Origin of the sequence: Amycolatopsis nigrescens CSC17Ta-90 (assembly GCF_000384315.1) — a bacterium.
In the GTDB taxonomy this organism is placed as follows: Bacteria; Actinomycetota; Actinomycetes; order Mycobacteriales; family Pseudonocardiaceae; genus Amycolatopsis; species Amycolatopsis nigrescens.
Genome location: NZ_ARVW01000001.1, coordinates 4,692,065 through 4,714,242 on the forward strand (window position 1 = coordinate 4,692,065; position 22,178 = coordinate 4,714,242).

19 protein-coding genes and 1 riboswitch are annotated in these 22,178 nt (G+C 70.2%); of the genes, 12 read left to right on the plus strand and 7 right to left on the minus strand.

The features are described 5' to 3' along the window. Positions 1 to 6: 6 nt before the first annotated feature. Positions 7 to 684, minus strand: coding sequence for a hypothetical protein (locus AMYNI_RS48275; RefSeq protein ID WP_020670284.1), 678 nt, complete (start codon positions 682 to 684; stop codon positions 7 to 9). A 103-nt stretch (positions 685 to 787) separates the two neighbouring features. On the opposite strand from AMYNI_RS48275, the gene AMYNI_RS45135 reads away from it, so the two are divergent. Both AMYNI_RS45135 and AMYNI_RS0122370 read left to right on the plus strand, forming a co-directional pair. Beyond that, positions 788 to 1,312: a hypothetical protein gene (locus AMYNI_RS45135; RefSeq protein ID WP_020670285.1), complete on the plus strand. Its 525-nt coding sequence runs from the start codon at positions 788 to 790 to the stop codon at positions 1,310 to 1,312. A gap of 99 nt (positions 1,313 to 1,411) precedes the next feature. Then, positions 1,412 to 3,211, plus strand: a complete 1,800-nt coding sequence (locus AMYNI_RS0122370; protein WP_020670286.1) for a serine/threonine-protein kinase — start codon at positions 1,412 to 1,414, stop codon at positions 3,209 to 3,211. Positions 3,212 to 3,282: 71 nt separating this feature from the next. On the opposite strand, the gene AMYNI_RS0122375 is transcribed toward AMYNI_RS0122370, so the two are convergent. Then, positions 3,283 to 4,845 carry a dolichyl-phosphate-mannose--protein mannosyltransferase gene (locus AMYNI_RS0122375; protein WP_020670287.1) on the minus strand — a complete coding sequence of 521 codons (1,563 nt, stop codon included), beginning with the start codon at positions 4,843 to 4,845 and terminating at the stop codon, positions 3,283 to 3,285. 98 nt (positions 4,846 to 4,943) lie between these two features. Between AMYNI_RS0122375 and rsmI the strand changes: the two genes are divergently transcribed. Beyond that, entirely contained in the window at positions 4,944 to 5,792 is an 849-nt protein-coding gene (gene rsmI, locus AMYNI_RS0122380) for a 16S rRNA (cytidine(1402)-2'-O)-methyltransferase (RefSeq protein WP_040405872.1), read from the plus strand. 120 nt (positions 5,793 to 5,912) lie between these two features. Then, positions 5,913 to 6,695, plus strand: coding sequence for an SDR family oxidoreductase (locus AMYNI_RS0122385; protein ID WP_026360775.1), 783 nt, complete (start codon positions 5,913 to 5,915; stop codon positions 6,693 to 6,695). On the opposite strand, the gene AMYNI_RS0122390 is transcribed toward AMYNI_RS0122385, so the two are convergent. Next, positions 6,696 to 7,988 (minus strand): aminodeoxychorismate synthase component I, encoded by a 1,293-nt coding sequence (locus AMYNI_RS0122390; protein ID WP_020670290.1) that lies wholly within the window; start codon positions 7,986 to 7,988, stop codon positions 6,696 to 6,698. A gap of 55 nt (positions 7,989 to 8,043) precedes the next feature. Between AMYNI_RS0122390 and AMYNI_RS0122395 the strand changes: the two genes are divergently transcribed. Beyond that, positions 8,044 to 9,030 carry a glycoside hydrolase family 183 protein gene (locus AMYNI_RS0122395; protein ID WP_020670291.1) on the plus strand — a complete coding sequence of 329 codons (987 nt, stop codon included), beginning with the start codon at positions 8,044 to 8,046 and terminating at the stop codon, positions 9,028 to 9,030. 72 nt (positions 9,031 to 9,102) lie between these two features. Here the strand turns inward: AMYNI_RS0122395 and AMYNI_RS0122400 are convergent, their stop codons facing one another. From AMYNI_RS0122400 to AMYNI_RS0122415, 4 genes are all read right to left on the minus strand, one after another. Continuing rightward, positions 9,103 to 9,717, minus strand: coding sequence for a glycoside hydrolase family 25 protein (locus tag AMYNI_RS0122400; RefSeq protein ID WP_020670292.1), 615 nt, complete (start codon positions 9,715 to 9,717; stop codon positions 9,103 to 9,105). Positions 9,718 to 9,964: 247 nt separating this feature from the next. Continuing rightward, on the minus strand, positions 9,965 to 10,732 hold the full coding sequence (locus AMYNI_RS0122405; RefSeq protein WP_020670293.1) for an ABC transporter permease: 768 nt from the start codon (positions 10,730 to 10,732) through the stop codon (positions 9,965 to 9,967). Continuing rightward, positions 10,722 to 11,744: a daunorubicin resistance protein DrrA family ABC transporter ATP-binding protein gene (locus AMYNI_RS0122410; RefSeq protein ID WP_020670294.1), complete on the minus strand. Its 1,023-nt coding sequence runs from the start codon at positions 11,742 to 11,744 to the stop codon at positions 10,722 to 10,724. The genes AMYNI_RS0122405 and AMYNI_RS0122410 overlap by 11 nt, the downstream gene beginning before the upstream one ends. Positions 11,745 to 11,840: 96 nt before the next feature. Continuing rightward, positions 11,841 to 12,437 carry a PadR family transcriptional regulator gene (locus tag AMYNI_RS0122415; protein ID WP_026360776.1) on the minus strand — a complete coding sequence of 199 codons (597 nt, stop codon included), beginning with the start codon at positions 12,435 to 12,437 and terminating at the stop codon, positions 11,841 to 11,843. Between the two features lie 63 nt (positions 12,438 to 12,500). Between AMYNI_RS0122415 and metG the strand changes: the two genes are divergently transcribed. The 7 genes from metG to AMYNI_RS0122450 all read left to right on the plus strand — a co-directional run bounded on the left by metG (position 12,501) and on the right by AMYNI_RS0122450 (position 22,169). Beyond that, a complete protein-coding gene (metG, locus tag AMYNI_RS0122420) occupies positions 12,501 to 14,294 on the plus strand; it encodes a methionine--tRNA ligase (protein ID WP_026360777.1) in 1,794 nt (597 codons plus the stop codon). Next, a complete protein-coding gene (locus tag AMYNI_RS0122425) occupies positions 14,284 to 15,111 on the plus strand; it encodes a TatD family hydrolase (protein WP_040405874.1) in 828 nt (275 codons plus the stop codon). The genes metG and AMYNI_RS0122425 overlap by 11 nt, the downstream gene beginning before the upstream one ends. A gap of 352 nt (positions 15,112 to 15,463) precedes the next feature. Continuing rightward, complete coding sequence (locus AMYNI_RS0122430) at positions 15,464 to 16,876, plus strand: resuscitation-promoting factor (RefSeq protein ID WP_020670298.1); 1,413 nt, start codon at positions 15,464 to 15,466, stop codon at positions 16,874 to 16,876. 25 nt (positions 16,877 to 16,901) lie between these two features. Next, positions 16,902 to 17,750 carry a 16S rRNA (adenine(1518)-N(6)/adenine(1519)-N(6))-dimethyltransferase RsmA gene (gene rsmA, locus AMYNI_RS0122435; protein WP_020670299.1) on the plus strand — a complete coding sequence of 283 codons (849 nt, stop codon included), beginning with the start codon at positions 16,902 to 16,904 and terminating at the stop codon, positions 17,748 to 17,750. A gap of 160 nt (positions 17,751 to 17,910) precedes the next feature. Further along, positions 17,911 to 17,999: riboswitch (SAM riboswitch) on the plus strand. Positions 18,000 to 18,214: 215 nt separating this feature from the next. After that, the gene (locus tag AMYNI_RS0122440) at positions 18,215 to 19,246 is read left to right on the plus strand and encodes a methionine ABC transporter ATP-binding protein (RefSeq protein WP_020670300.1); all 1,032 of its coding nucleotides are present in this window, start codon (positions 18,215 to 18,217) and stop codon (positions 19,244 to 19,246) included. Positions 19,247 to 19,371: 125 nt separating this feature from the next. Further along, positions 19,372 to 20,334 carry a 4-(cytidine 5'-diphospho)-2-C-methyl-D-erythritol kinase gene (locus tag AMYNI_RS0122445; RefSeq protein ID WP_026360779.1) on the plus strand — a complete coding sequence of 321 codons (963 nt, stop codon included), beginning with the start codon at positions 19,372 to 19,374 and terminating at the stop codon, positions 20,332 to 20,334. Positions 20,335 to 20,390: 56 nt separating this feature from the next. Beyond that, on the plus strand, positions 20,391 to 22,169 hold the full coding sequence (locus AMYNI_RS0122450; protein WP_020670302.1) for an ABC-F family ATP-binding cassette domain-containing protein: 1,779 nt from the start codon (positions 20,391 to 20,393) through the stop codon (positions 22,167 to 22,169). Positions 22,170 to 22,178 lie beyond the last annotated feature (9 nt).

Below are 22,178 nucleotides of genomic sequence, written 5' to 3' on the forward strand. Positions count from 1 at the left end.
TGCTCCTCATGGCGTGGAGTTGTCGATCATGGCGGTGATGATGGGCAGCGTTTCCGGCCATTTGGCGGCCGGCGCCGCGGCGTACACGAAGTACTCGATTCCCGTGCTGCGCCAGTACATCGACCGGACATGCCGGCGGCCCTCCGGCGCGTTCCATTCGAATTCCCATGCCACCGCGGCAAAACCGCGCAGCCTGGTCTCCGTCAGTTCGAGCCTGGTGTAGCCGGGGCGTTTGGCGATCTTGCTCTCGTAGTCGAGGTGGTAGTCGAAGATCTCGCTGGGCTGGTCCGGCTCGGCGCCGCCGAACTTGAGCAGCCGGTCACTGTCGAACGGATCGGTGGCCTGCATGCTGCCCGGCTCCGACAGCCGGGTGACGGGCCAGTCCGTCGGCACGACCGTCCGGATGTCCGCCGGGCCGGAAACCGGCCGCATACCAGGAGGTATGGCCGAAGCCGAATCGGTGGCGGTGGTCGTGGTGCTGCCGGCCTGAGCTTGACGTGTGGTTTCGGGTGCCGGGGACACCGGCTGCGCGGAGCTTTCCGGCGGCGCCGAAACCGCCAGGCTGTCCGGTTTTCCGGAGGTGAGCAGTACCGTGGTGGCGACCAGTCCGCAGACCGTCAGGTTGGCTGCCGCCGCGATGAGGGCGAGCTTGCGCGAGGTCGGCTGGGCTGCTTTAGCTGACATGGACGGTGCCACCTTCTGCCTGGCGCATCGTGCTTTATGCAATTTGCAGGCCAAGACAGTAGCATGCTCCATTCGGCCGAACTACGCGTCGGAGAGGTTTCGAGTGGACAACGATGACGGCGCCTCCGCGGACATTCCCCCGGAGACGGTGGAAGAAATCGAACTGGCGCTCGCGGCGGAGCCGGGAGATGCCGGCCTGCGCCGCCGCCTGGCGCAGGCCCTGTACGAGCGAGCCGTCAACTCGTTGAGCCTGACCAGGTATCAGACCAGGGTGATGACCACCGCGCGGCAGCTGCGCGTGTGCGAGGAGGCGGCGAACCGGATCGTCGCGCTGGACACGGACCCCGAGCTCACCCGGTCCGCCGGTGAGTTGCTCGCCGAGGTGGCCGCCGGGCGGCGGTGGACCTGGCAGCGGCAGCCGCTGGCCACCGCGCTGGCCGCCGGGTCGGCGATCGCCGGGATGGCGGCGGTGGTCTTCGCGGCGCTGGCGGGCAACCTCGTTTTCGTGGTTCTCTCGGCGTTGCTGAGCAGTGCGCTGCTGGCCGTCGTGATAGTGCGGTTCCGACGTGAACAGTGGCGGATCGCGGCCGAGCGGGCGATGCCGGCGATCTGGCGGCACGGCATCTGACCTGCCGGACGCGCTCCGGACGTACTGTGGTTCGGTAGTGCCGCACAGCGTCGAGTCAAGGGGCGGGCTGATCGTGTCCGGGGTCGGAGGGAAGCAGGAGTGAGCGATTTCGCGAGTTCGTTGCTGTCCTTCGCGCACCAGCTGTTCGGGCCGGGTTTCTGCTTCGGCGACTGGGTGTGGGCGACCAGCGCGGCCGGTGCGCTGATCGCGCTGTTCCCGGTGCTCGGCGCGGTCATCGTGGCGATCATCCGCAAGGGCACCGGCAACACCTACCGCGGTCCCGCGCTGGCGGCGATAGCGGCCATCGGCATCATCTCCGTGCTGGTGCTGCCCTGGCTGCTGACGAACGGGGTCTCCGGCGCCTTCCGGGCCGCCTTCGCCGGCCAGGAGACCGGGCTGTCCTCGTCCGAGCTGAGCTCGCTGGACCAGGACTACTGCAGCTTCATCGGCAACCAGAAGACCTACCTCGGCGGCGGCCAGAACGTCTACGAGACGCTGTTCTACCCGTCTGGCAACAAGCTCGCCTACGGGTTCTACCTGATCGCGCTGCTGGCGCTGCCGGGGCTGTCGCTGCTGTTCATCATGTTGCAGGCCCGCACCGCGATGCGTCGCGGACCGAAGTGGCCGACCCGTTTCTTCTGGATTTCGTTCGTCGCCTTCGTCCTCTTCTCCGCCGGGATGCAGGCGAACGTAGCGGTGCACATGTGGCTCGGCTTCCTGCCGATCAGCGTGCTCGGCATCGTGGCGGTGGCGCTGGTCGGGCCGCCGGCCTGGTCCACGGTCAGCCGGTCCGAACGCCCGCCGCCGAAGCCGGAGCCGAAACTCGAGCCCTACCAGCCACCACCGCCAGAGCCGAAGCCGTATCAGCCGACCGCGCTGGCCGAGGAGCCGCCGCCGGCGCTGGCCGCGGCGCCTGGCCCGGTGCCGGTGCCGCCGGGGTCCGGTGCAGCGGGCAGCAGCCGGTACCGCCGGGTGCGCCGGCTCGGCCACGGTGGTTTCGGCACCGTCTGGGAGGCGGTGGACAACCAGCTCGGCCGCTCGGTCGCGCTGAAGATCGCGCACGCCCCGGACCAGGACACCGCGCAGCGGATGGAACGCGAGGCGCGGGCGCTGGCCGTGGTGAACCACCCGAACTGCGTCCGGGTGTACGACCTGGTCGAGGAGCCGGACGGGCTCGCGCTGGTGATGGAGTACCTGGAAGGTCGGGCGCTGGCGACCGCGGTGGACAACGAGGGGCCGCTGGACGACGTGGCGGCCGGGCGGCTGTGGGCGACCATGGCCGGCGCGCTGGCCGCCGCGCACGAGAAGGGCGTGCTGCACCGGGACGTGAAGCCGTCCAACGTGATCCTCGACCCGAACGGGCTGGCGCACCTGATCGACTTCGGCATCGCGCGCAGCAAGGGCGACTCCACGATGACCGCCACCGGCATGATGGTCGGCACCCCGGACTTCGTCGCGCCTGAGCAGGCCGCCGGCGCGCCGGCCAGCCCGGCCTCGGACGCCTGGCAGCTCGCCGCGACGGTCAGCTACGCGCTCTCCGGCTACCCGCCGCGCGGGACGCGGGAGACGCCGATGGCCGCGCTGATGGCCGCGGCCCGCGCCGAACCGGCCACCAAGCTGCCGCAGCAGACCGCGCACGCCCGGCTGCTCGCCGCGTCGCTGGACAACGACCCGCGGAAACGGCCGACCCTGAATGCGGTGCGCCGCGAGGTCGAAGGCTGGCTGGCCAGGGCGGGCATGTCACCGGACGGCCCGGTCACCAGGATGATCAAGCCGCCGGGCAGCGCCACCCAGGTCCGCCCCCCGCACCCGCCGAGCGCGACCCAGGTCCGCCCGCCGCAACCCCCGCCCAACGCCACCCGCGTCCAGCACCCGCCGCGCAACCCGCCTCGTTACTGAGCCGGACGAAGTCCCTCAGAATCTTGCGGGATCGATGGGGGTATGCGCAAAAAGCCTCGCATGCCCGCAGCTCAGCGCCAGGAAGGTAGCCAGAGTTCGGACTGCCAGTGGTCGTTGGTGATGGAGTCGCCGTTGAGGATCGGCCACAGCCAGGCGAAGTTGGCCACCACCAGCCCGATGTACAGCGCGACCACCAGCAGCCCGGTGCCCCTTCGTTCGAACCCGCGGCGCGCGCTGCCGAGCACCTGGCCGAGCACCAGGGTCAGCCCGAGCACCAGGAATGGCGCCATCGGCGTGGCGTAGAAGAAGTACATCTGCCGGTCCAGGTTCAGGAACCAGGGCAGCAGGCCGGCCAGGTAGCCGACCATGACCGCCGCGTAGCGCCAGTCCGAGCGGAAGATCCAGCGCCAGATCCCCCAGCCGAGCATCGGCAGCGCCAGCCACCACATCGCCGGGGTGCCGACCAGCATGGTCGCCCGGACGCACTGCTGCCCGCCGCAGCCGGTCGCCGCCTCACCGGTCTCGATGTAGTAGAGCATCGGTCGCAGGCCCATCGGCCAGGTCCACGGCTTCGACTCCCAGGGGTGGGGGTCGCCCTTCGGCGTGAGCAGGGTTTCGTGGAAGTGCAGCACGTTCGCCGAATAGTCGGCCAGTGAGCGCAGCGCGGGCGGCACCCAGCCGAAGAACCCGGAGGCGACGTTCTTGATCTCCACGTAGTTCCGGTCGGTTGCCGTCTCGCTGGCGAACCAGGCCCACCACGAGCCGAGGTAGATCAGGAACGGGATCATCAGCAGCGCCCACAGCGCGGGCAGCACGTCCCGGCGCAGCGTGCCGAGCCAGGGGTGCTCCACCCCGGCCGCCCGGCGGGCCGCCACGTCGAAGGCCACGCAGAGCAGACCGAACGCAGCGATGTAGTAGAGCCCGGACCACTTGATCGCGAACGAGCAGCCGATCATCAGCCCGCCGGCGAACCGCCACCAGCGGAAGCCGAGCTTCGGCCCGTACAGCGACTCGTCCGCCCAGCCTTCGCGCACCGCCAGCGCGAGCCGTTCGCGGACCTGATCGCGGTCGATCAGCAGGCAGGCGAAGGCGGCCAGTGCGAACAGCGCGATGAAGATGTCCAGCATGCCCATCCTGGACTGCACGTGCAGCACGCCGTCGCAGATCACCAGCACCCCGGCCAGCCCGCCGAGCAGGGTGGACCTGGTCAGCCGGCGGGCGATCCGGATGGTCAGCAGGATGATCACGGTGCCGGCCAGCGCGGCGGTGAACCGCCAGCCCCAGCCGTTGTAGCCGAACAGCCACTCGCCGACCGCGATCAGCTGTTTGGCCAGCGGCGGGTGCACCACCAGTTCGAAGCCGTAGTTGTCCTCGTAGCCGCCGTTGCGCAGCACCTGCCAGGCCTGCGGCACGTAGTGCTTCTCGTCGAAGACCGGCGCGCCCTTGTCGGTGGGGAAGCCGAGGTTCTGCAGCCGGACGATGCCGCCGATCACGGTGAGCACCAGCGTGACCAGCCAGCCCCGCAGCCGGTCGGTCGGCATCGGCCTGCCCAGCAGGGTGGTTTCGCGATCGGTCGGCGGGCGCACTGACTCGACCGCGTCGTCCGGGTGCGGGCGGCTCAGCAGTGCGGTCACGGGTCTCGATCCTAGGGGCGGCGGCGTGTGCTCGTCGTCGGTGGCGCGCGTGCCACGGCCTATAGGCTGCCATGGTTCCGGATTCGCGGGGAGACGACATGGCTGACGTGGCATCGAGGGGTGGGCTCGTGCTCGCCGCGACCCCGCTCGGCGACCCCGGGGACGCGTCCGCGCGCCTGGTCAGCGCGCTGGCCGGGGCCGAGGTGATCGCCGCCGAGGACACCCGGCGGCTGCGGGCACTGGCCGCCGCGCTGGGCGTGACGACCACCGGGAAGGTGGTCAGTTTCTACGAGGACGTGGAGACTTCGCGGCTGCCCAAGCTGCTGGAGGCGCTGCGCGAAGGGCAGACCGTGCTGCTAGTCACCGATGCCGGCATGCCCAGCGTGTCCGACCCCGGCTATCGCCTGGTGGCCGCCTGCGTGGCCGAAGACCTGCCGGTGACCTGCCTGCCGGGTCCGTCCGCGGTGACCACCGCGCTCGCCCTGTCCGGGCTGCCCTGCGACCGGTTCTGCTTCGAGGGTTTCGCGCCGCGCAAGACGGGCGAGAAGGCGAAATGGCTGGCCGGTCTGGTGGACGAGCCGCGCACGGTGGTGTTCTTCGAGTCGCCGCACCGGCTGGCCGCGACCCTGCGGGAAGCGGCGGAGGTGCTCGGCGGCGAGCGGCGGGCCGCGGTCTGCCGGGAGCTGACGAAGACCTACGAGGAGGTCCGCCGCGGCACCCTGCCCGAGCTGGCCGGCTGGGCCGAAGACGGGGTCCGCGGCGAGATCACCGTGGTGCTGGCGCCGGCGCCGCCGCGTTCGGTGCGGGTGGCGGACCTGGTCGGCGAGGTGGCCGACCGGGTCGCCGCGGGCGAGCGGCTGAAGTCCGCCGCCGCCGAGGTCGCCACCGCCACCGGGGTGTCCAAAAAAGAGCTCTACGACGCCGTACTGGCCGCTCGCCGCTCGTGAGTGGTTTGCGTTGCCCTGGCAACACTTTTCACTCACGACGTCTGACCTGCGGAAACGCTGGAGTCACATTCCCGCGGGCTGTCCCGTCTCCCTCTCGACGAGCTAGGAGAGGGTGTTGTGATGCGTGTTCTTGTGACGGGTGCGACCGGCAGGGTCGGCAAGGTTCTGGTGCCGGCGTTGGTCAAGGCGGGGCATCAGGTGCGGGCGATGAGCCGTCGGTCCCGGCCGGAGTCCGGGCCGGTGGAATGGGTGGTGGCGGACCTGACCACCGGTGACGGGCTGACCGCTGCGCTGGTGGACGTGCAGGCCGTGGTGCACCTGGCCTCGGCACCGTACAAGGGCCGCTACACCGGCAAGGTCGAGGTCGGGGGCACCGAGCGGCTGCTCGCCGCGGCCGGGCGGGCCGGGGTGGAGCATCTGATCTACACGTCGATCGTCGGTGCCGACCAGGTGCCGTGGGGCTACTTCAAGACCAAGGTGCGCGCCGAGGAGATCGTCCGCGCGGCTCCCGTGCCGTGGACGATCCTGCGCGCGACCCAGTTCCACGACCTGTTCGACCTCGCGCTCGGCGGGATGTCCAAGCTCGGGGTGCTGATCGCCGACCCCGGGGTGGACGGCCAGACGGTGGACGTCCGCGACGTCGCCGAGCGGCTGCTGGACCAGCTGGAGCGGGGACCGTCCGAGCGGATCGAGGAGTTCGGCGGGCCGGAGGTGCTGCCGATGGACGCGGCGGCCCGGCAGTGGCTGCGGGCCACCGGGAAACGGCGGCCGGTGCTCCGGCTGCGGCTTCCGGGCAAGCTGGGGCGCGCGTTCCGCGGCGGTCACCTGGTTACCGAGGTGCGCCCGGCCGGGACGGTCACCTGGGCCCGGTTCCTCACCGAGCGGGCCGAGCGGACGCACTGATCAGCGCGGCGGGTCGCAGAGCAGCGCCTCCAGCGGCGCGGCCTTGTGCAGGCACTCTCGCCATTCGGCGGCCGGCTCGGAGTCGGCGGTGATCCCGCCGCCGACTCCGAGCCAGATCCGCCCGTCGTGCAGCTCGAAGGTGCGGATCGCGACGTTGAGCTCCAGGCCGGCGATCGGCGAGGCCAGGCCCATCGCGCCGGTGTACACCCCGCGCGGGGTGTGCTCCAGCTCGGCGATCTCGGACAGCGCGCGGATCTTCGGCGCACCGGTGACCGAACCCGGCGGAAAGGTCGCGTGCAGCAGGTCGGTGTCGTCCAGCCCGTCGGCCAGCCGTCCCTCCACAGTGGAATGCAGGTGCCAGACCCCTGGCGCCGGCCGGACGGCGAGCAGCTCGGGCACCCGCACGCTGCCCACCTCGCAGACCCGGCCGAGGTCGTTGCGCACCAGGTCGGTGATCATCACGTTCTCCGCCACGTCCTTGACCGACTCGCGCAACCGCCGCGCCAGGTGGTCGTCCGCGGCGTCCCGGCGCGGCAGGGTGCCCTTGATCGGTGTGGAGCGCACCTGTCTTCCTTGTCTGGCAAGGAAGAGCTCCGGGGACAGGGAGACAACCGCGCCCCAGTCACCGGCCAGGTGCACGGCCCGGCGTGGGCGTAGCCGGCGGACGCCCTCGGCGAACAGGCCGGCCGGGCAGCCGTCGAAGGAGCCGCCGAAGCGGGTGCAGATGTTGGCCTGGTACAGCTCCCCGCGCCCGATCTCGGCGATGCACGCGACCACCGCCGCGCGATGCCCGGACTCGGGCGGCCGGTCCAGCCCGGCCGGGGTCCAGCGTCCCGGCGGTGGGGCCGGCGCGGCGAGCAGTTCGCCGAGTTCGGCGGCGAGTTCGTCCGGTGCGGGCGAACCGTCCGGCACCAGCGCCTCGAACCACCACTGCCCGGCCGCGTCCAGCCGCAGCACGTGATCAGCCCAGCCCCAGACCGCCTTCGGCAGCGGCGTGCGCCGTCCGGAGGGGTCGGTGAGGTCGTAGGACAGGTAGCCGAACCAACCGCCGCCGACCGCGCCCGCGGTGAGATCCCGCACCACCGGCTGCTGGGACGGCCGCGCCAGCGCATCGTCCACAGTGGAGAACGTTTCGGTGGCCAGTGACGAGGTGAGCACGGCGCGTGCGCCGAACCAGTCGCCGGTCAGCGCGGCGGGCGGAGGCAGGCCGAGCCGCCGGGCCCTGCCGTCGAGGGCCAGCAACGCCTCCTCCGGGGTGCCACCCGGCGGCAGGGGCCGGCAGATCAGTCGCATGCAGCGCATTCTTGCCGCCAAGCGGACCGAAGTGGACCCGCGTACGGTCGTTTGCATGGTCCGTGTGATCGAAACGTCACAGGTATCCGTGGTGACCGGGGCCGGTTCGACGAGCCGCACCGACGAGCGCTTCGGCATCCACGGCACCGATCTCGGCATCGTCTGGGACGGTGGCGACGGCCGGCTCTACGTGCTCTTCGGCGATACCTACGGCCGCGGCTGGGGTGGTGACGGCGGTGGCCCGCCGGAGGCCGACTGGCGGTGCAACGTGCTCGCCTTCTCCAGCACCCGCGAGCTGAGCGCGGGCCTCGAGCTGGACGAGGTGGTGGCGCGGGAGGACGGGGGCGCCACCCAGGTGATCGCCTCCGGCCGCGGCCGCGAGGCCACGGTGATCCCCAACGCCGGCATCGCCGTGGACGGCCGCCAGTACGTGCACTACATGTCCGTGCGCGAGTGGGGCCCGCCGGGGCGGTGGGACACCAACTACTCCGGCATCGCGGTCTCCGAGGACGGCGGGCGCAGCTGGCACAAGCCGCGTTCGGCGCGGTGGAAGAACCGCCGGCGGCGCGACCATCCGTTCCAGATCGGCGCCTTCGCCCGCGACAGCGAGTACGTGTATCTGTACGGCACCACGAACGGCCGGTTCGACGACGCCTACCTGGCCAGGGTCTCCCCGGCGGAGCTGCTCAACGCCCGCGCCTACCGCTACTGGACCCCGGACGGCTGGGTGTCGGACGAGTACGCGGCGGCACCGGTGTTCACCGGCCCGGTCGGTGAGCTGTCCGTCGAGTACGACGTCCACTTCGGCCGCTGGCTGGCGATGCACCTGGACGAGCACCGCGCGGCGATCGTGCTGCGCACCGCCGCGCGGCCCGAAGGCCCGTGGAGCGAGGGTGAAGTGGTGGTGTCCGGGCAGGACTACCCGGGGCTTTACGGTGGTTACCTGCACCCGTGGGCGCTCGACGGCGAGGACATCTACTTCCTGCTCTCCCAGTGGGGGCCGTACAACGTCTACCTGATGCGCGCCCGCCTCGCGCCTTGATCGCCGACGTTTCCGCAGGTCAACGGTCGTGAGTGAAAAGTGTTGCCCCGGCAACGCTTTTCACTCACGAGGTCAGAGCAGGAGATCGGTGAGGTTGAACGGGTAGACCAGCGAGTCCTGGCCGATCGGCCCGCGCACCCCCGGCACGCCGGCCTGGTTGTCGTGCTGGTGCACCCCGAGCCGGGGGTGGAACCAGCCCGGCCTGCCCGGGATTCCGTTGTGGTTGGTCAGCCACAGCACCACTTCGCTGTCCGCCCACTTGTCCGGGTGCAACCGTTGTTTCCAGTACTCCTGGTCCGCGTAGACCAGCACCCGCCTCAGCCCGGACGCGTGCCGCACCGCCTTGATCCAGGACTTGATGAACCGGTCGTCCACGCCTTCGGCCTCGACCTCCAGCGCCGGCGCCAGCGAGCCGGGCTGGAACGCGCCGAGCCGCTTGCCGGTGCGCACGCAGTGCGCGGCCTGGTCCTGCACGGCGCCGGGCCTGGCGTAGTGCCGGACTCCGGCGCGCAGCCCGGCGCGCTGCGCCTCCATCAGTTGTTTGGCGGCTGCGGAATCGGTCCAGTTGGTGCTCTCGGTGACGGTGATGGACGCGAAAAGGACCGTGCTCGCCCGGACCGCGGTCCAGTCGTCCACGGTCTCGTGCAAGGACAGGTTTATCCCGCGCTCGGGTTCCGGCTCCTGCATTCCACTCCCAGGTCTGTGCGGGTCACCTTACGTCTTGCTCGGCATAAGGCGACCCGCACAACCGAACGGGCGTGTCAGTGTTGTCTGGAACGCGCGACCGCGATCGCGTTGACAGGGCGCTCCCGCCGAGTTCACCTCACCTACTCGACCAGGGCGCCCTGCCCCCGCGATAGCGGGGCCTTCGGCCAGGCGCGCGTTAAGCCGGCTCGTGGTCAGGCAGCATGCGGCGGGTTTGCCGGATGTTCTGTCAGGCGTTCTCGCGTTGGAACGTTCTAGCTCCCCACCAGACTGCGAGCACGGTCAGCACGACCAGCACCACGCTGCCGGTGAACAGGGAGTCCATCGTCAGGTCGCCGCGGAAGGCCGAGCGTTCCGCCTCCACCACGTGGGAGAACGGATTGATCCGGGAAATGTTGTACAACCAGGCCGGCGCCAGCCCGGTGGTGATCGGGATCAGAATGCCGGAAAGCAGCAGCACCGGCATCAGCACCGCGTTGAGCAAAGCGGGAAAGGCTTCTTCGCTCTTCAACGTCAGCGCCAGCGCATAGGACGCCGAAGCGAGCGTGATCGCCAGTAGTGCGGCGATCACCAGGCTGAGCACCATCCCGCCGAAAGGCGCGTCCAGATCGAAGATCAGCAGGGCCAGCACGATGATCAGGATGGCCTGCACCACGGCCTGCAGCGCGTTGGCGAACACCTTGCCGAGCAGCAGGGCCACCCGGCTGACCGGGGTCACCCGCAACCGTTCCACCACCCCGTTGCGGTACTCGGCGAGCAGGCCGAAGCCGACGAACGAGCTGCCGAACAGGGCCAGCTGCACGATCAGCGCCGGGGTCAGCACCATCCAGCCGTTGCCGGGCGGGAAACCCGGGGTGTTCTGTACGACCTTCTCCATCAGTGGACCGAAGAGGAACAGGTACAGCACCGGCTGCATGATGCCGATCATGATCCAGGCCGGGTTGCGCAGCGACAGCGTCATGTCCCGTTTGAAGATCAGCCAGATGTCACGCAACATTGACAGCCTCCTCTTCGGCCGGCTTCCCGGAGCCCGCTTCGGCGTCGCGAAGGGTGCGGCCGGTCAGGGTCAGGAACACGTCGTCCAGGGTCGGCCGGTGCACCTGCATGGACACCATGCCGATGCCGGCCGAGTCCAGCGCCCGCAGCAGCTCGGGCATCGCGGTGTCGCCGCGCGGTACCCGGAAGCGCAGGGTGTCCTCGGTTTCGGACACTTCGGAGACGCCGGTGAGCACGGTGACCTCGTGCGCCCCGTCCAGCTTGCCCGCGATCTCCGCGGCCGCGGCGGCGTGCCCGGCGGTGACGCCGATGGTGACGCCGTCGCCGGAGACCCGCGACTTCAGCGAGTCGGGGCTGCCCTCGGCGACGAGCTCACCGTTGTCGATCACCAGGATCCGGTCGCACAGCGAGTCGGCCTCGTCCAGGTAGTGCGTGGTGAGGAAGAGCGTCACGCCGTAGTCGGCGCGCAGCCGCCGGATGTGCTCCCAGAGGTTCGCCCGGCTCTGCGGGTCGAGGCCGGTGGTCGGCTCGTCGAAGAAGACCAGCTTCGGCGAGTGGATCAGGCCGAGCGCGATGTCGAGCCGCCGCCGCTGCCCGCCGGACAGGGTCTTGGTGAGCCGCTGGTCGAGGTCGACCAGGTCGAGCTGCTCGGTCAGTTCGGCGCCGCGTTTGTGCGCGTCCGCTTTGGACAGTCCGTAGAGCCGCCCCTGCAGCTCGATCTCCTCGATCACCTTGCATTCCGGCATGGTCCCGCCGCCCTGCGCGACGTAGCCGATCCGCTTGCGCACGCCAAGCGGGTCCTTGCGCAGGTCGCAGCCGCCGACCGTGGCCTCACCGGCGGTCGGGCGCAGCAGGGTGGTGAGCATCCGGAGCGTGGTGGTCTTGCCGGCCCCGTTCGGCCCGAGGAAGCCGACGAGCTCCCCCTCGGCCACATCGATGTCGACGCCCTTGACGGCCTCGACGGTGCGGCCGCGGGCGGTGAACCGCCGTGCGAGACCGCGTGCCTTGATCATTGATTCCCCTCTCAATGGTGCTTTCGGCGAGGTATTCAAACTTGACTACCCCCAGCCGACACTCTGTCCCAGGTATCGGTCCGTAGTCAAACTTGATTACCGACTGTCGTCCGGCGGCTCACCGAACGCGCGGCCATCGTCGTCGGCCATCACGTACTCGCCGCCTTCCAGCCGCTCGATCAGCTCGCGCAGCCAGCCGACGCTGGCGTCCGCGTGCCGCTCCCACAGCCGGTACAGCTCGCCGATGTGCGGTGGCTGTCCCCAGTCCGAGCTGTCCTCGGCGAGCAGCCTGGCGCTGAGCCGGTCGCTCTCGATCCGGACCAGCTGCTGCCGGAGCAGGCCGATCACCCGCTTCCGGGGCAGCGTGGTCATCAGCGTGACCGCGGCCGAGATCTCGTGCCCGTTGTCGCGCGGTGAGGAGAGCGCCTTGCCGAGCAGCACGTGGAACTCGGTCTCGCCGGCCGCGGTGATTCGGTAGGCCACCCGGTCCGGGCCGCCTTCGCCCGGCTCGACGTCGACCTGTTCGAGCAGTTGCTCGGAGGTCATCTTCTTCAGCGCGTGGTAGATCGACCCCGGCTGCACGTTGGCCCACTTGTCGGCCGACCAGGTGAGCAGTTCGCGGCGAACCTGATAGCCGTGGGCCCGGCCGTACATCCGTACGACACCGAGCACCAGCAACCGGGTCGCGGACACCGGCACCTCACCTTCGTAGTCCTGGTAACAATGCACGAGACGGCATCCGTAGGCTAAACAGACATGAGCACCCCTGTGTTGACGGCGGTGGCCTGGCCCTATGCCAACGGCCCCCGCCACATCGGTCACGTGTCCGGTATCGGCGTCCCGTCGGACGTCTTCGCGCGCTACCAGCGAATGGCCGGCAACCGGGTGCTCATGGTTTCCGGCAGCGACGAGCACGGCACCCCGATCCTGGTGCAGGCGGACAAGGAAGGCCTGACCCCGCAGCAGACGGTGGACAAGTACCACCGGCAGATCGCCGAGGACATGCGCGGGCTCGGGGTCACCTACGACCTCTACACCCGCACCACCACCGGCAACCACGCCCAGGTGGTGCAGGAGATCTTCCTTGCCCTGTACCGCAACGGCTATGTGGTGCCGAGGACGACCACCGGCGCGATCAGCCCGTCCACCGGGCGCACCCTGCCGGACCGCTACATCGAGGGCACCTGCCCGATCTGCGGGTACGACGGCGCCCGCGGCGACCAGTGCGACAACTGCGGCAATCAGCTCGACGCCGCCGAGCTGATCAACCCGAAGTCCAGGATCAACGGCGAGACGCCGAAGTTCGTGGAGACCGAGCACCTCTTCCTCGACCTGCCGGCGTTCACCGAGACGCTGGGCAAGTGGCTGTCCACCAAGACCGACTGGCGGCCCAACGTCCTCAACTTCACCAGGAACCTGGTCGACGACATGCGGCCGCGGCCGATCACCCGCGACCTGGACTGGGGCGTGAAGATCCCGCTCGACGGTTGGCGCGACGAGCCGCTCAAGCGGTTCTACGTCTGGTTCGACGCGGTGATCGGGTACTTCTCGGCCAGTGTCGAGTGGGCCCGTCGCTCCGGTGACGCCGATGCGTGGCAGGAGTGGTGGAACAACCCCGAAGCCCAGGTCGTGCACTTCATGGGCAAGGACAACATCACCTTCCACGCCCAGATCTGGCCCGCCCTGCTGCTCGGCCACAACGGCGCTGGCGACCACGGTGGCGAGCCGGGGCCGTACGGACGGCTGAACCTGCCCACCGAAATCGCGTCCAGCGAGTTCCTCACCATGAGCGGGTCGAAGTTCTCCACCTCCCGCGGCACGGTGATCTACCTGCACGACTTCCTGCGGGAGTTCGGCCCGGACACGCTGCGCTACTTCATCTCGGCCGCCGGCCCGGAAACCCAGGACGTGGACTTCACCTGGGACGAGTTCAGCCGGCGGACCAACTTCGAGCTGGCCAACGAGTGGGGCAACCTGGTCAACCGGGCGGTCTCGATGGCGCACAAGAACAACGGCGCGGTGCCGCGGCCGAACACGCCGTCGAGCGCGGACGAGGAGCTCAAGGCGGTCGCCCGCAAGGCCTTCGACACCGTGGGCGGGCACCTGTCCCGGTCGCGGTTCCGGGCCGGGCTGAGCGAGGCGATGCGGGTGGTGACCGCGGCCAACCGGTACATCTCGGACCAGCAGCCGTGGAAGCTCAAGGACGACCCCGACCGGCGCGACACCGTGCTGCACACCGCGCTGCAGGTGGTTTCCGACGCGAACACGCTGCTCACCCCGTTCCTGCCGCACTCGGCGCAGAAGGTGCACGAGGCGCTGGGCGCCACCGGACTCTGGGCGTCGCAGCCGGAGCTGCGCGAGGTCGAGGACCTGGACGTGCCCGGCCGGATCAACCCGATCCTCACCGGTGACTACGCGGCCGAGCAGGCGCGCTGGGAGTCCATCCCGATCGAGGTGGGCCGCCCGCTGGAGAAGCCGACCCCGCTGTTCGCCAAGCTCGACCCGAAACTGGCCGAGACCGGCCCGGAATGGGCCCCGATTGAGTCGTGAGCGTCCACCGGTGCCGGACCCGCTGCCGGCACCGGTGGTCGACTCGCACACCCATCTGGACGCCTGCGGCGCGGTCACCGCGGCCGACGTCGGCGCGATCATGGACCGCGCCGAGTCCGCCGGGGTCACTCGGGCGGTCACCGTGGCGGACGACCTCACGGCCGCCCGCTGGGCCGCCGACGCGTCCACATGGGATTCGAGGGTGTTCGCCGCGGTGGCGATACATCCCACCCGCACCAAGGAGTTCGGCGAGCCGGAGCGGTCCGAAGTGGAGCGCCTGGCGGCCGGTGAGCGGGTGGTCGCGGTCGGCGAGACCGGCCTCGACTACTACTGGGACTTTTCACCACCGGACGCCCAGCAGGAGGCGTTCCGCTGGCACATCGATCTCGCCAAGCGGCTCGGCAAGCCGCTGATGATCCACGACCGCGACGCGCACGAGGACGTGCTGCGCATCCTCGAAGAGGAGGGAGCGCCGGAGGACGTGGTGTTCCACTGCTTCTCCGGCGACGCCGACATCGCGCGCCGGTGCGTGGCCGCCGGATACGTGCTGTCCTTCGCCGGCACGGTCACCTTCCGGAACGCCCGTGCCCTGCACGAAGCGGCCAGGCTGGTGCCGCGGGACCAGTTTTTAACAGAAACCGACGCCCCGTTCCTCACCCCGCACCCGTTCCGCGGCGCGCCGAACGAGCCCTACTGCACCGCCTATACCGTGCGCAACCTCGCTGACCTGCGTGGAGAGAGCGTCGAAGAAGTGGCGAACGCGGTACGGAGCAATGCGGAACGGGTGTTTCGGCTGCCGACTGTTACGGCGGGTTGAACGCATTGCGACATTCGGGTAGGGGTCAATACCCCACCAGACGAGTGATGGACGTCACGACATTCCGGCGGGTGTTTGCGCAACCCGCCAGAGTTCGTTACGGTCCCGTGATCGTGCCGGTCGATTGCTCGACGACGAGCGAACACCGGAACGCCCACAGTCACGTCAGTGCACGTCGGGGAAGCGGCACCTGGGGTTTCACCCCGGGAACCGTGAGGGATGGCGCTGACTGCGGGAGTCGGGACGACACGGTGTGCGCGGCATACCGCACGTGAAGGCTTTTGTGAAAGGGATCGACCCTGTGACTGGTAGCAGTAGGTGGGCTGAGGCACGCCACGACGCTTCTACGAACATGTTCACCGATACGCACGGTGCGGTGGCGACCCTGGACCGGCCCGGCCACGCCGGTGAGCTGGACTTCTCCGCTGACCCCAAGGTGACGCCGCAGGACGTGCGCACCGCACTGGGCCCGCAGGCCGACGACATGATGGCCGAAGCGCAGATCGACGTGGACGAGCTGATCCGGCTGATCAACGCCGAGACCACCCTGCTGCCGCCGATCATCATCCCGGACGAGGCCGCCGAGGACCGTTCCGGCCGCTCGCTGAAGAAGGCGCAGGCCGAACCGGACCAGGTGCTGGCCACCGCCACCAAGACCTGGAAGAAGCGGTTCCTCAAGGGCACCGTGCTGGCCATCCTGATCACCCTGACCGGTGGCGGCGCCGCCGCGATGGCGATGAACAAGAGCGTCACCGTCGAGGTGGACGGCCAGGAGCAGACCGTCCGCAGCTTCGGCGGCACGGTCGGCGAGGTACTCGAAGACGCTGGCCTGTCGGTCGGCGCGCACGACGCGCTCTCGCCATCCCCGCAGGCCGCGGTCGGCGACGGTGGCGTCATCAAGCTCGAGCGCGGCCGCAAGCTCAACCTGATCGTGGACGGCGCGCAGCGCGAGTCCTGGGTCCGCGCGACGGACCTTTCGCAGGCGCTGGGTCAGCTCGGCCTTGCCGACCTGAACAAGCAGGGCACCTGGTTCTCCATGCCGCAGACCGGCGCGCTGCCCCTGGAGGGCGCCACGGTCGAGATCAAGACCCTGAAGAACATCATGCTGTTCGACGGCGCCAACGAGCCCCGTCCGGTGGCCACCAACGCGGTCACCACGCAGGAGTTCCTCGGCGAGCAGAAGCTGACGCTCGGCCCGGAGGACGCCGCCGAGGGTGGCCTGGACTTCAAGCTGGTCGACGGCGCCGAGGTGCACGTCAGCCGCACCGGCGTCTCGGTCGAGAACAAAGAAGAAGAGATCACCCCCGAGGTCGAGAAGATCGACGACCCGGAGCTGGAAAAGGGCAAGACCGAGATCGACGACCCGGGCACCCCGGGCAAGAAGCTCGTCACCTACAAGGTCACCAAGAAGAACGACCAGGAGACGGCTCGCGAAGAGGTCGAGACCAAGGTCCTGGTCGAGGCCAAGCCCAAGAAGATGCGGGTCGGCACCAAGAAGGCGGATGTCCCGCCGATCAGCGACGCCGGGGTTTGGGACCGGATCGCGCAGTGCGAGTCCGGCGGCAACTGGGCGGCCGTCAACCCGACCGGCAAGTACCACGGCGGTTTGCAGTTCGACAAGCAGACCTGGCAGGCCTACGGCGGCGGCCAGTACGCCGAGACGGCCAACAAGGCCAGTCGTGAGCAGCAGATCGCCATCGCCACCAAGGTGCGCGACGCCCGCGGCGGGTACGGTGCCTGGCCGCACTGCGGCAAGAAGGCCTGACCCGTCCCGTACTAGTCTTCCGGATGTGACACGACTGCTCGGGCCCGCCGAGATCCGCAGGCTGGCCGCCGAGCTGGACGTGCGGCCGACCAAGAAGCTCGGCCAGAACTTCGTGCACGACCCGAACACGGTCCGGCGCATCGTGGAGCTGGCCGGTGTCGGCGCCGACGACCTGGTGCTCGAAGTCGGCCCCGGGCTGGGCTCGCTGACACTGGGGCTGCTGGACTCCGGCGCGCGCGTGGTCGCCGTCGAGATCGACGAGGTGCTCGCCGGGCGGCTGCCGCGGACCGTGCGGGAACAGGCCCCGGAAGCCGCCGACAGGCTCACCGTGCTGCCCGCGGACGCGCTCGGGCTGCGGGTGGGCGACCTGGCCGGCGAACCCACCGCACTGGTGGCGAACCTGCCCTACAACGTGGCCGTGCCGGTGGTGCTGCACCTGCTGGCCGAGCTGCCGTCGCTGGCGCGCGGGCTGGTGATGGTGCAGACCGAGGTCGCGGACCGGATGGCCGCCGCACCCGGCGGCCGCATCTACGGCGTGCCCAGCGTGAAGCTGGCCTGGTACGGCAAGACGCGCAAGGTCGCGCCGGTGCCGCGTTCGGTGTTCTGGCCGGTGCCGAACGTGGATTCCGCGCTGGTGTCCTTCGAACGCGGCGAACGGACCGGACCGGCTTCCCTGGTCGACCGCGCGAAGCTGTTCGGCTTGGTGGACGCCGCCTTCGCGCAGCGCCGCAAGACGCTGCGGGCCGCGCTGGCGGGCTGGGCCGGTTCCGCCGAGCGCGCCGGCGAGCTGCTGGTCGCCGCCGGTATCGATCCCCGTACTCGCGGTGAGCAGTTGGACGTGCACGACTTCGCCCGCATCGCGGCGCAGACCTGACCGGTGAGTTCATACGCTGGGTAGGCATCCGGGTGTGTTGGGTATACGTTCCGGTGGTTTCTTTCTTCTATCGGGCTGACTTATCGCGTTCGAACGCGGCCGTCCGTGTGATCTGCGCCTGGAGGCTTGCGTAACGCGCGTCCTGTCGGGTCTACTCAATGTGCCATCCCGAGCGACTGAGAGACCTGGCTCGCTGAAGTCGCAGCAACCACCTTCACGGGCAGGTGCTACCGCCAGGACCGATGGAGGAATCATGTATCGCTCGCGAATGCTGACCAAGCGCCGAGTAGTCGATGAAGGTCGCCGCACGGTATGTGCGTGTCGACGCTCCACCGTCTTCGCCTGACTCATCTTCGTACCCCTGATTCCGGTCTACTTTGCCGCATCGTCCACATAGGACGATCAAATCGGTGACGGTCGGCGCGCGCCCGAAAGGCTGCTGCGCCTGCACTTGGAGCGCATTCGTGATCACTGTTGAAAACCTGAGCAAGTCCTTCCCCAGCAACGGTTCCAACGGGGCCGCCGGTTCCCCGGTGCTCGCCCTGCGGGACGTGAACATCGACGTCGACGCCGGCGCCTTGTACGGCGTGGTCGGCCCGGCCGGCTCCGGCAAGTCCACCCTCGCCCGCTGCGTCGCACTGCAGGAGCGCCCGGACCGCGGCATCGTCCGGTTGGACGGGCTGAACACCGGCACCCTGGACGGCCGGCGGCTCCGCGAGGTGCGCCGGCAGGTGGCCGTGGTGGACGCCAAGCCCGAGCTGTACGGCGAGCGCACCGTGGCCGGCAACGTGGCGGCCCCGCTGGAGCAGCTCGGCCTGGACGGGCCGCAGCGCCGCAGCCGGGTCGGCAACCTGCTCGACCTGGTCGGCCTGACCCAGCGCGCCGCACAGCGGCTCAGCGAGCTGACCGACGGCCAGCTGCGCCGGGTCGCAGTGGCAAGGGCGCTGGCCACCGGGCCCGCGGTACTGCTCGCGGACGACCCGACCGGCGGCGTGCGGGCCGAAGAGTCCGGCGCGGTGCTCACCGTGCTGGACCGGGCGCGCGCCGAGCTGGGGGTGACCGTGCTGGTCACCACGCCGGACCCGAGCGTGGTCCGGCGGGTCTGCGACGACGTCGCGGTGCTGGAGGAGGGCAGCCTGCTCGAGCGCGGCAAGGTGCTCGAGCTGGTGGCTGACCCGGCCAGCCGGACCGCACAGGCGCTGCTGCCCGCGATCGAGACCGGCCGCGGCCAGTCCGCCCGCTACGACCGCGCGGTGGACGTGGTGCTGATCGGCTTCGCCGCGGTCGGCGCGCTGCTGCCAGAGGCGGCCGCCAGGTTCGACGTCGAGCTTGCCACCATCGGCGGCGGGCTGACCAGGGTGGGCGACACCCCGGTGGCCCGGTTCCGGGTCGGCGTGCGCGGCCAGCTGGCCGACACCGCACTGGCCTGGATCGCCGAGCGCGGCGGATATGTCACGCACACCGCGCGCGGCCCGCAGGGTGTGGCGGCCGCCTGAGATGGGGGCATGCGAGGCTTTTTGCGCATGTCCCCATCGATCGGGTGCGGGTGTCCCGCAAGATCCTGAGGGGCCTACGCTGGCTTCTTCGCAAGCGGTGCGACGGGGCAACGTAGGCTGGTCACGTGCTCGCCGTCGTACCGCCACCAGTTACCGTCCGGGTGCCGTCGAAGATCAACCTGCACCTTTCCGTCGGCGACCCGCGTAAAGACGGGTTCCACGAGCTGACCACGGTGTTCCACGCGCTGTCGCTGACCGACGAGGTCACCGTCGCGGCCACCGACGACCCCGGGGTCGAGGTGTACGGCGAGGGTGAGGGTTCGGTGCCCACCGGGGCCAACAACCTGGCCTGGCGCGCGGTGCAGGCGCTGGCCGCGCACGTCGGCAGGGCGGGTGACGAGCAGAAGGTGCGCGTGGTGCTGCGCAAGGGCATCCCGGTCGCCGGCGGGATGGCGGGCGGCAGCGCGGACGCGGCTGGCACCCTGGTCGGCCTTGCCTCGCTGTGGAAGCTGGAGATCAGCCGCGACGAGCTGGCCCAGGTGGCCGCGAAGCTGGGCAGCGACGTGCCGTTCGCGCTCTACGGCGGCACTGCGCTCGGCACCGGGCGCGGCGAGCAGCTGGTGCCGGTGCTTTCGCGGCACACCTTCCACTGGGTGCTCGCGCTCGACCAGCGCGGCCTTTCCACGCCGAGGGTGTACGGCGAGCTGGACCGGCTTCGCGCGGACGGCGACCCGCCCCGGGTCGGTTCGCACGCCCCGGTGGTGGAGGCGCTGGCCTCCGGCGACCCGCGTCAGCTCGCCCTGCTGCTCGGTAACGATCTGCAGGCCGCCGCGGTGTCGCTGCGTCCGGGGCTGCGGCGCACGCTGCGGGCCGGGGTGAACGCCGGCGCGCTGGCCGGCACGGTCTCCGGCTCCGGCCCGACCTGCGCCTTCCTCTGCGCCGACGCGGAGTCCGCGCTGGAGGTCGCGGCCGAGCTGGCCGGTGCCGGGGTCTGCCGGACGGTACGGGTCGCGCACGGCCCGGTGCCCGGTGCCAGGCCGGTCGGTGGTGACGACCCCCGCCCGGCGCCGCCGCAGGTGCACGCGTGAGCCGTCCCACCATTAGTCCTTTGTGGACATTGAGAAGCATTGAGGGGCTCGCCTAGATGGTCAACCTGGTCAACCTGGAGTCGGTGAGCAAGTCATACGGGGTCCGGCCGCTGCTCGACTCGGTCTCGCTCGGGGTCGGTGAGGGCGACCGGATCGGCGTGGTCGGGCTCAACGGGGGCGGCAAGACCACCCTGCTCGAAGTGCTCGCCGGGATCGCGCCGGTGGACGACGGCCGGGTCAGCCGGGTCGGCGGGCTGCGGATGGCGGTAGTCACCCAGCGCACCGAGCTGCCCGCCGGCAGCACGGTCCGCGAGGCCGCCCTGTCCGCATACGGGGCCGAGCACGAGTGGGCCGCGGACGCCCGCGTTCGCTCCATTGTGGACGGACTGGGGTTGTCCGGGCTCGGCCTGGATTCACCGACCGGTTCCCTGTCCGGCGGCGAGCGCCGCCGGGTGGCGCTGGCCGCCGCGCTGGTGGCCGAACTGGACCTGATCGTGCTGGACGAGCCGACCAACCACCTGGACATCGAGGGGGTGCGCTGGCTGGCCGATCACCTGCTGGCCCGCCGGGTCGCGCTGGTGGTGGTCACGCACGACCGCTGGTTCCTGGACACCGTCTGCGGACGCACCTGGGAGGTTGTCGGGGGGCGGGTCGAACAGTACGAAGGCGGTTACGCCGACTGGGTTTTCGCCAGGGCCGAGCGTGCGCGGCTGGCCGCCACCCTGGAGGAGAAGCGGCAGAACCTGGCGCGCAAGGAGCTCGCTTGGTTGCAGCGCGGTGCCAAGGCGAGGACGTCCAAGCCCCGCTACCGGATCGAGGCCGCCGAGGCGCTGATCTCGGACGTCCCGCCGCCGCGGGATTCGGTGGAGCTGATGAGCTTCGCCCGTCGCCGGCTCGGCAAGACCGTGCTCGAACTCGAGGACGTGTCGCTGGCCGCGGGCGAGAAGTCGTTGCTGGACAAGGAAACCTGGCGGATCGGCCCCGGGGACCGGATCGGGCTGGTCGGGGTGAACGGCTCCGGCAAGACGACCCTGCTCAAGACGCTCGCGGGCGAGGCGGAACCGGTGTCCGGCAGGCGGATCCAGGGCAAGACGGTGCGGCTCGCGCACCTGACCCAGGAACTCGAAGACCTGCCCGGCGAGTTGCGGCTGCTTCAGGCCGTCGAAGAGATCGCCGGCCGGGTGGTGCTCGGCAAACAGGAGCTGTCCGCCTCGCAGCTCGCCGAGAAGCTGGGTTTCCCGCCGGCCAGGCAGTGGACCCCGGTGGAGGACCTCTCCGGTGGCGAGCGCCGCCGCCTGCAGCTGGTGCGGCTGCTGATGGCCGAGCCGAACGTGCTGCTGCTGGACGAGCCGACCAACGATCTGGACATCGACACCCTGCAGCAGCTGGAGGATCTGCTCGACTCCTGGCCGGGCACGATGGTGGTCGTCTCGCACGACCGCTATCTGGTCGAGCGGGTCTGCGACGCGGTGTACGCCCTGTTCGGCGACGGCGGGATCACCCACCTCCCCGGCGGCATCGAGGAGTACCTCCGCCGCCGCGGCAAGGCCGAGCAGGCGCGTGCCCAGGCGCCGCAGCGTCAGGAGGCCGCCCCGGAGCGGGCGACCGCCAAGGTCAGTGCCGCGGAGAAGCGCGCGGCGAGCAAGGAACTGGCCAAACTGGAGCGGAAGCTGGACCAGCTGCACAGCCGGGAGACCAAGCTGCACGACGCGCTGGCCGCGGCGGCGACCGACCCGGCGAAGCTGATCGAGCTCAACACCGAGCTGAAATCGCTGATCGCCGAGAAGGACGAGGTCGAGCAGCGCTGGCTGGAGACCTCCGAAGCCGCCGAGTGAACGGCTCGC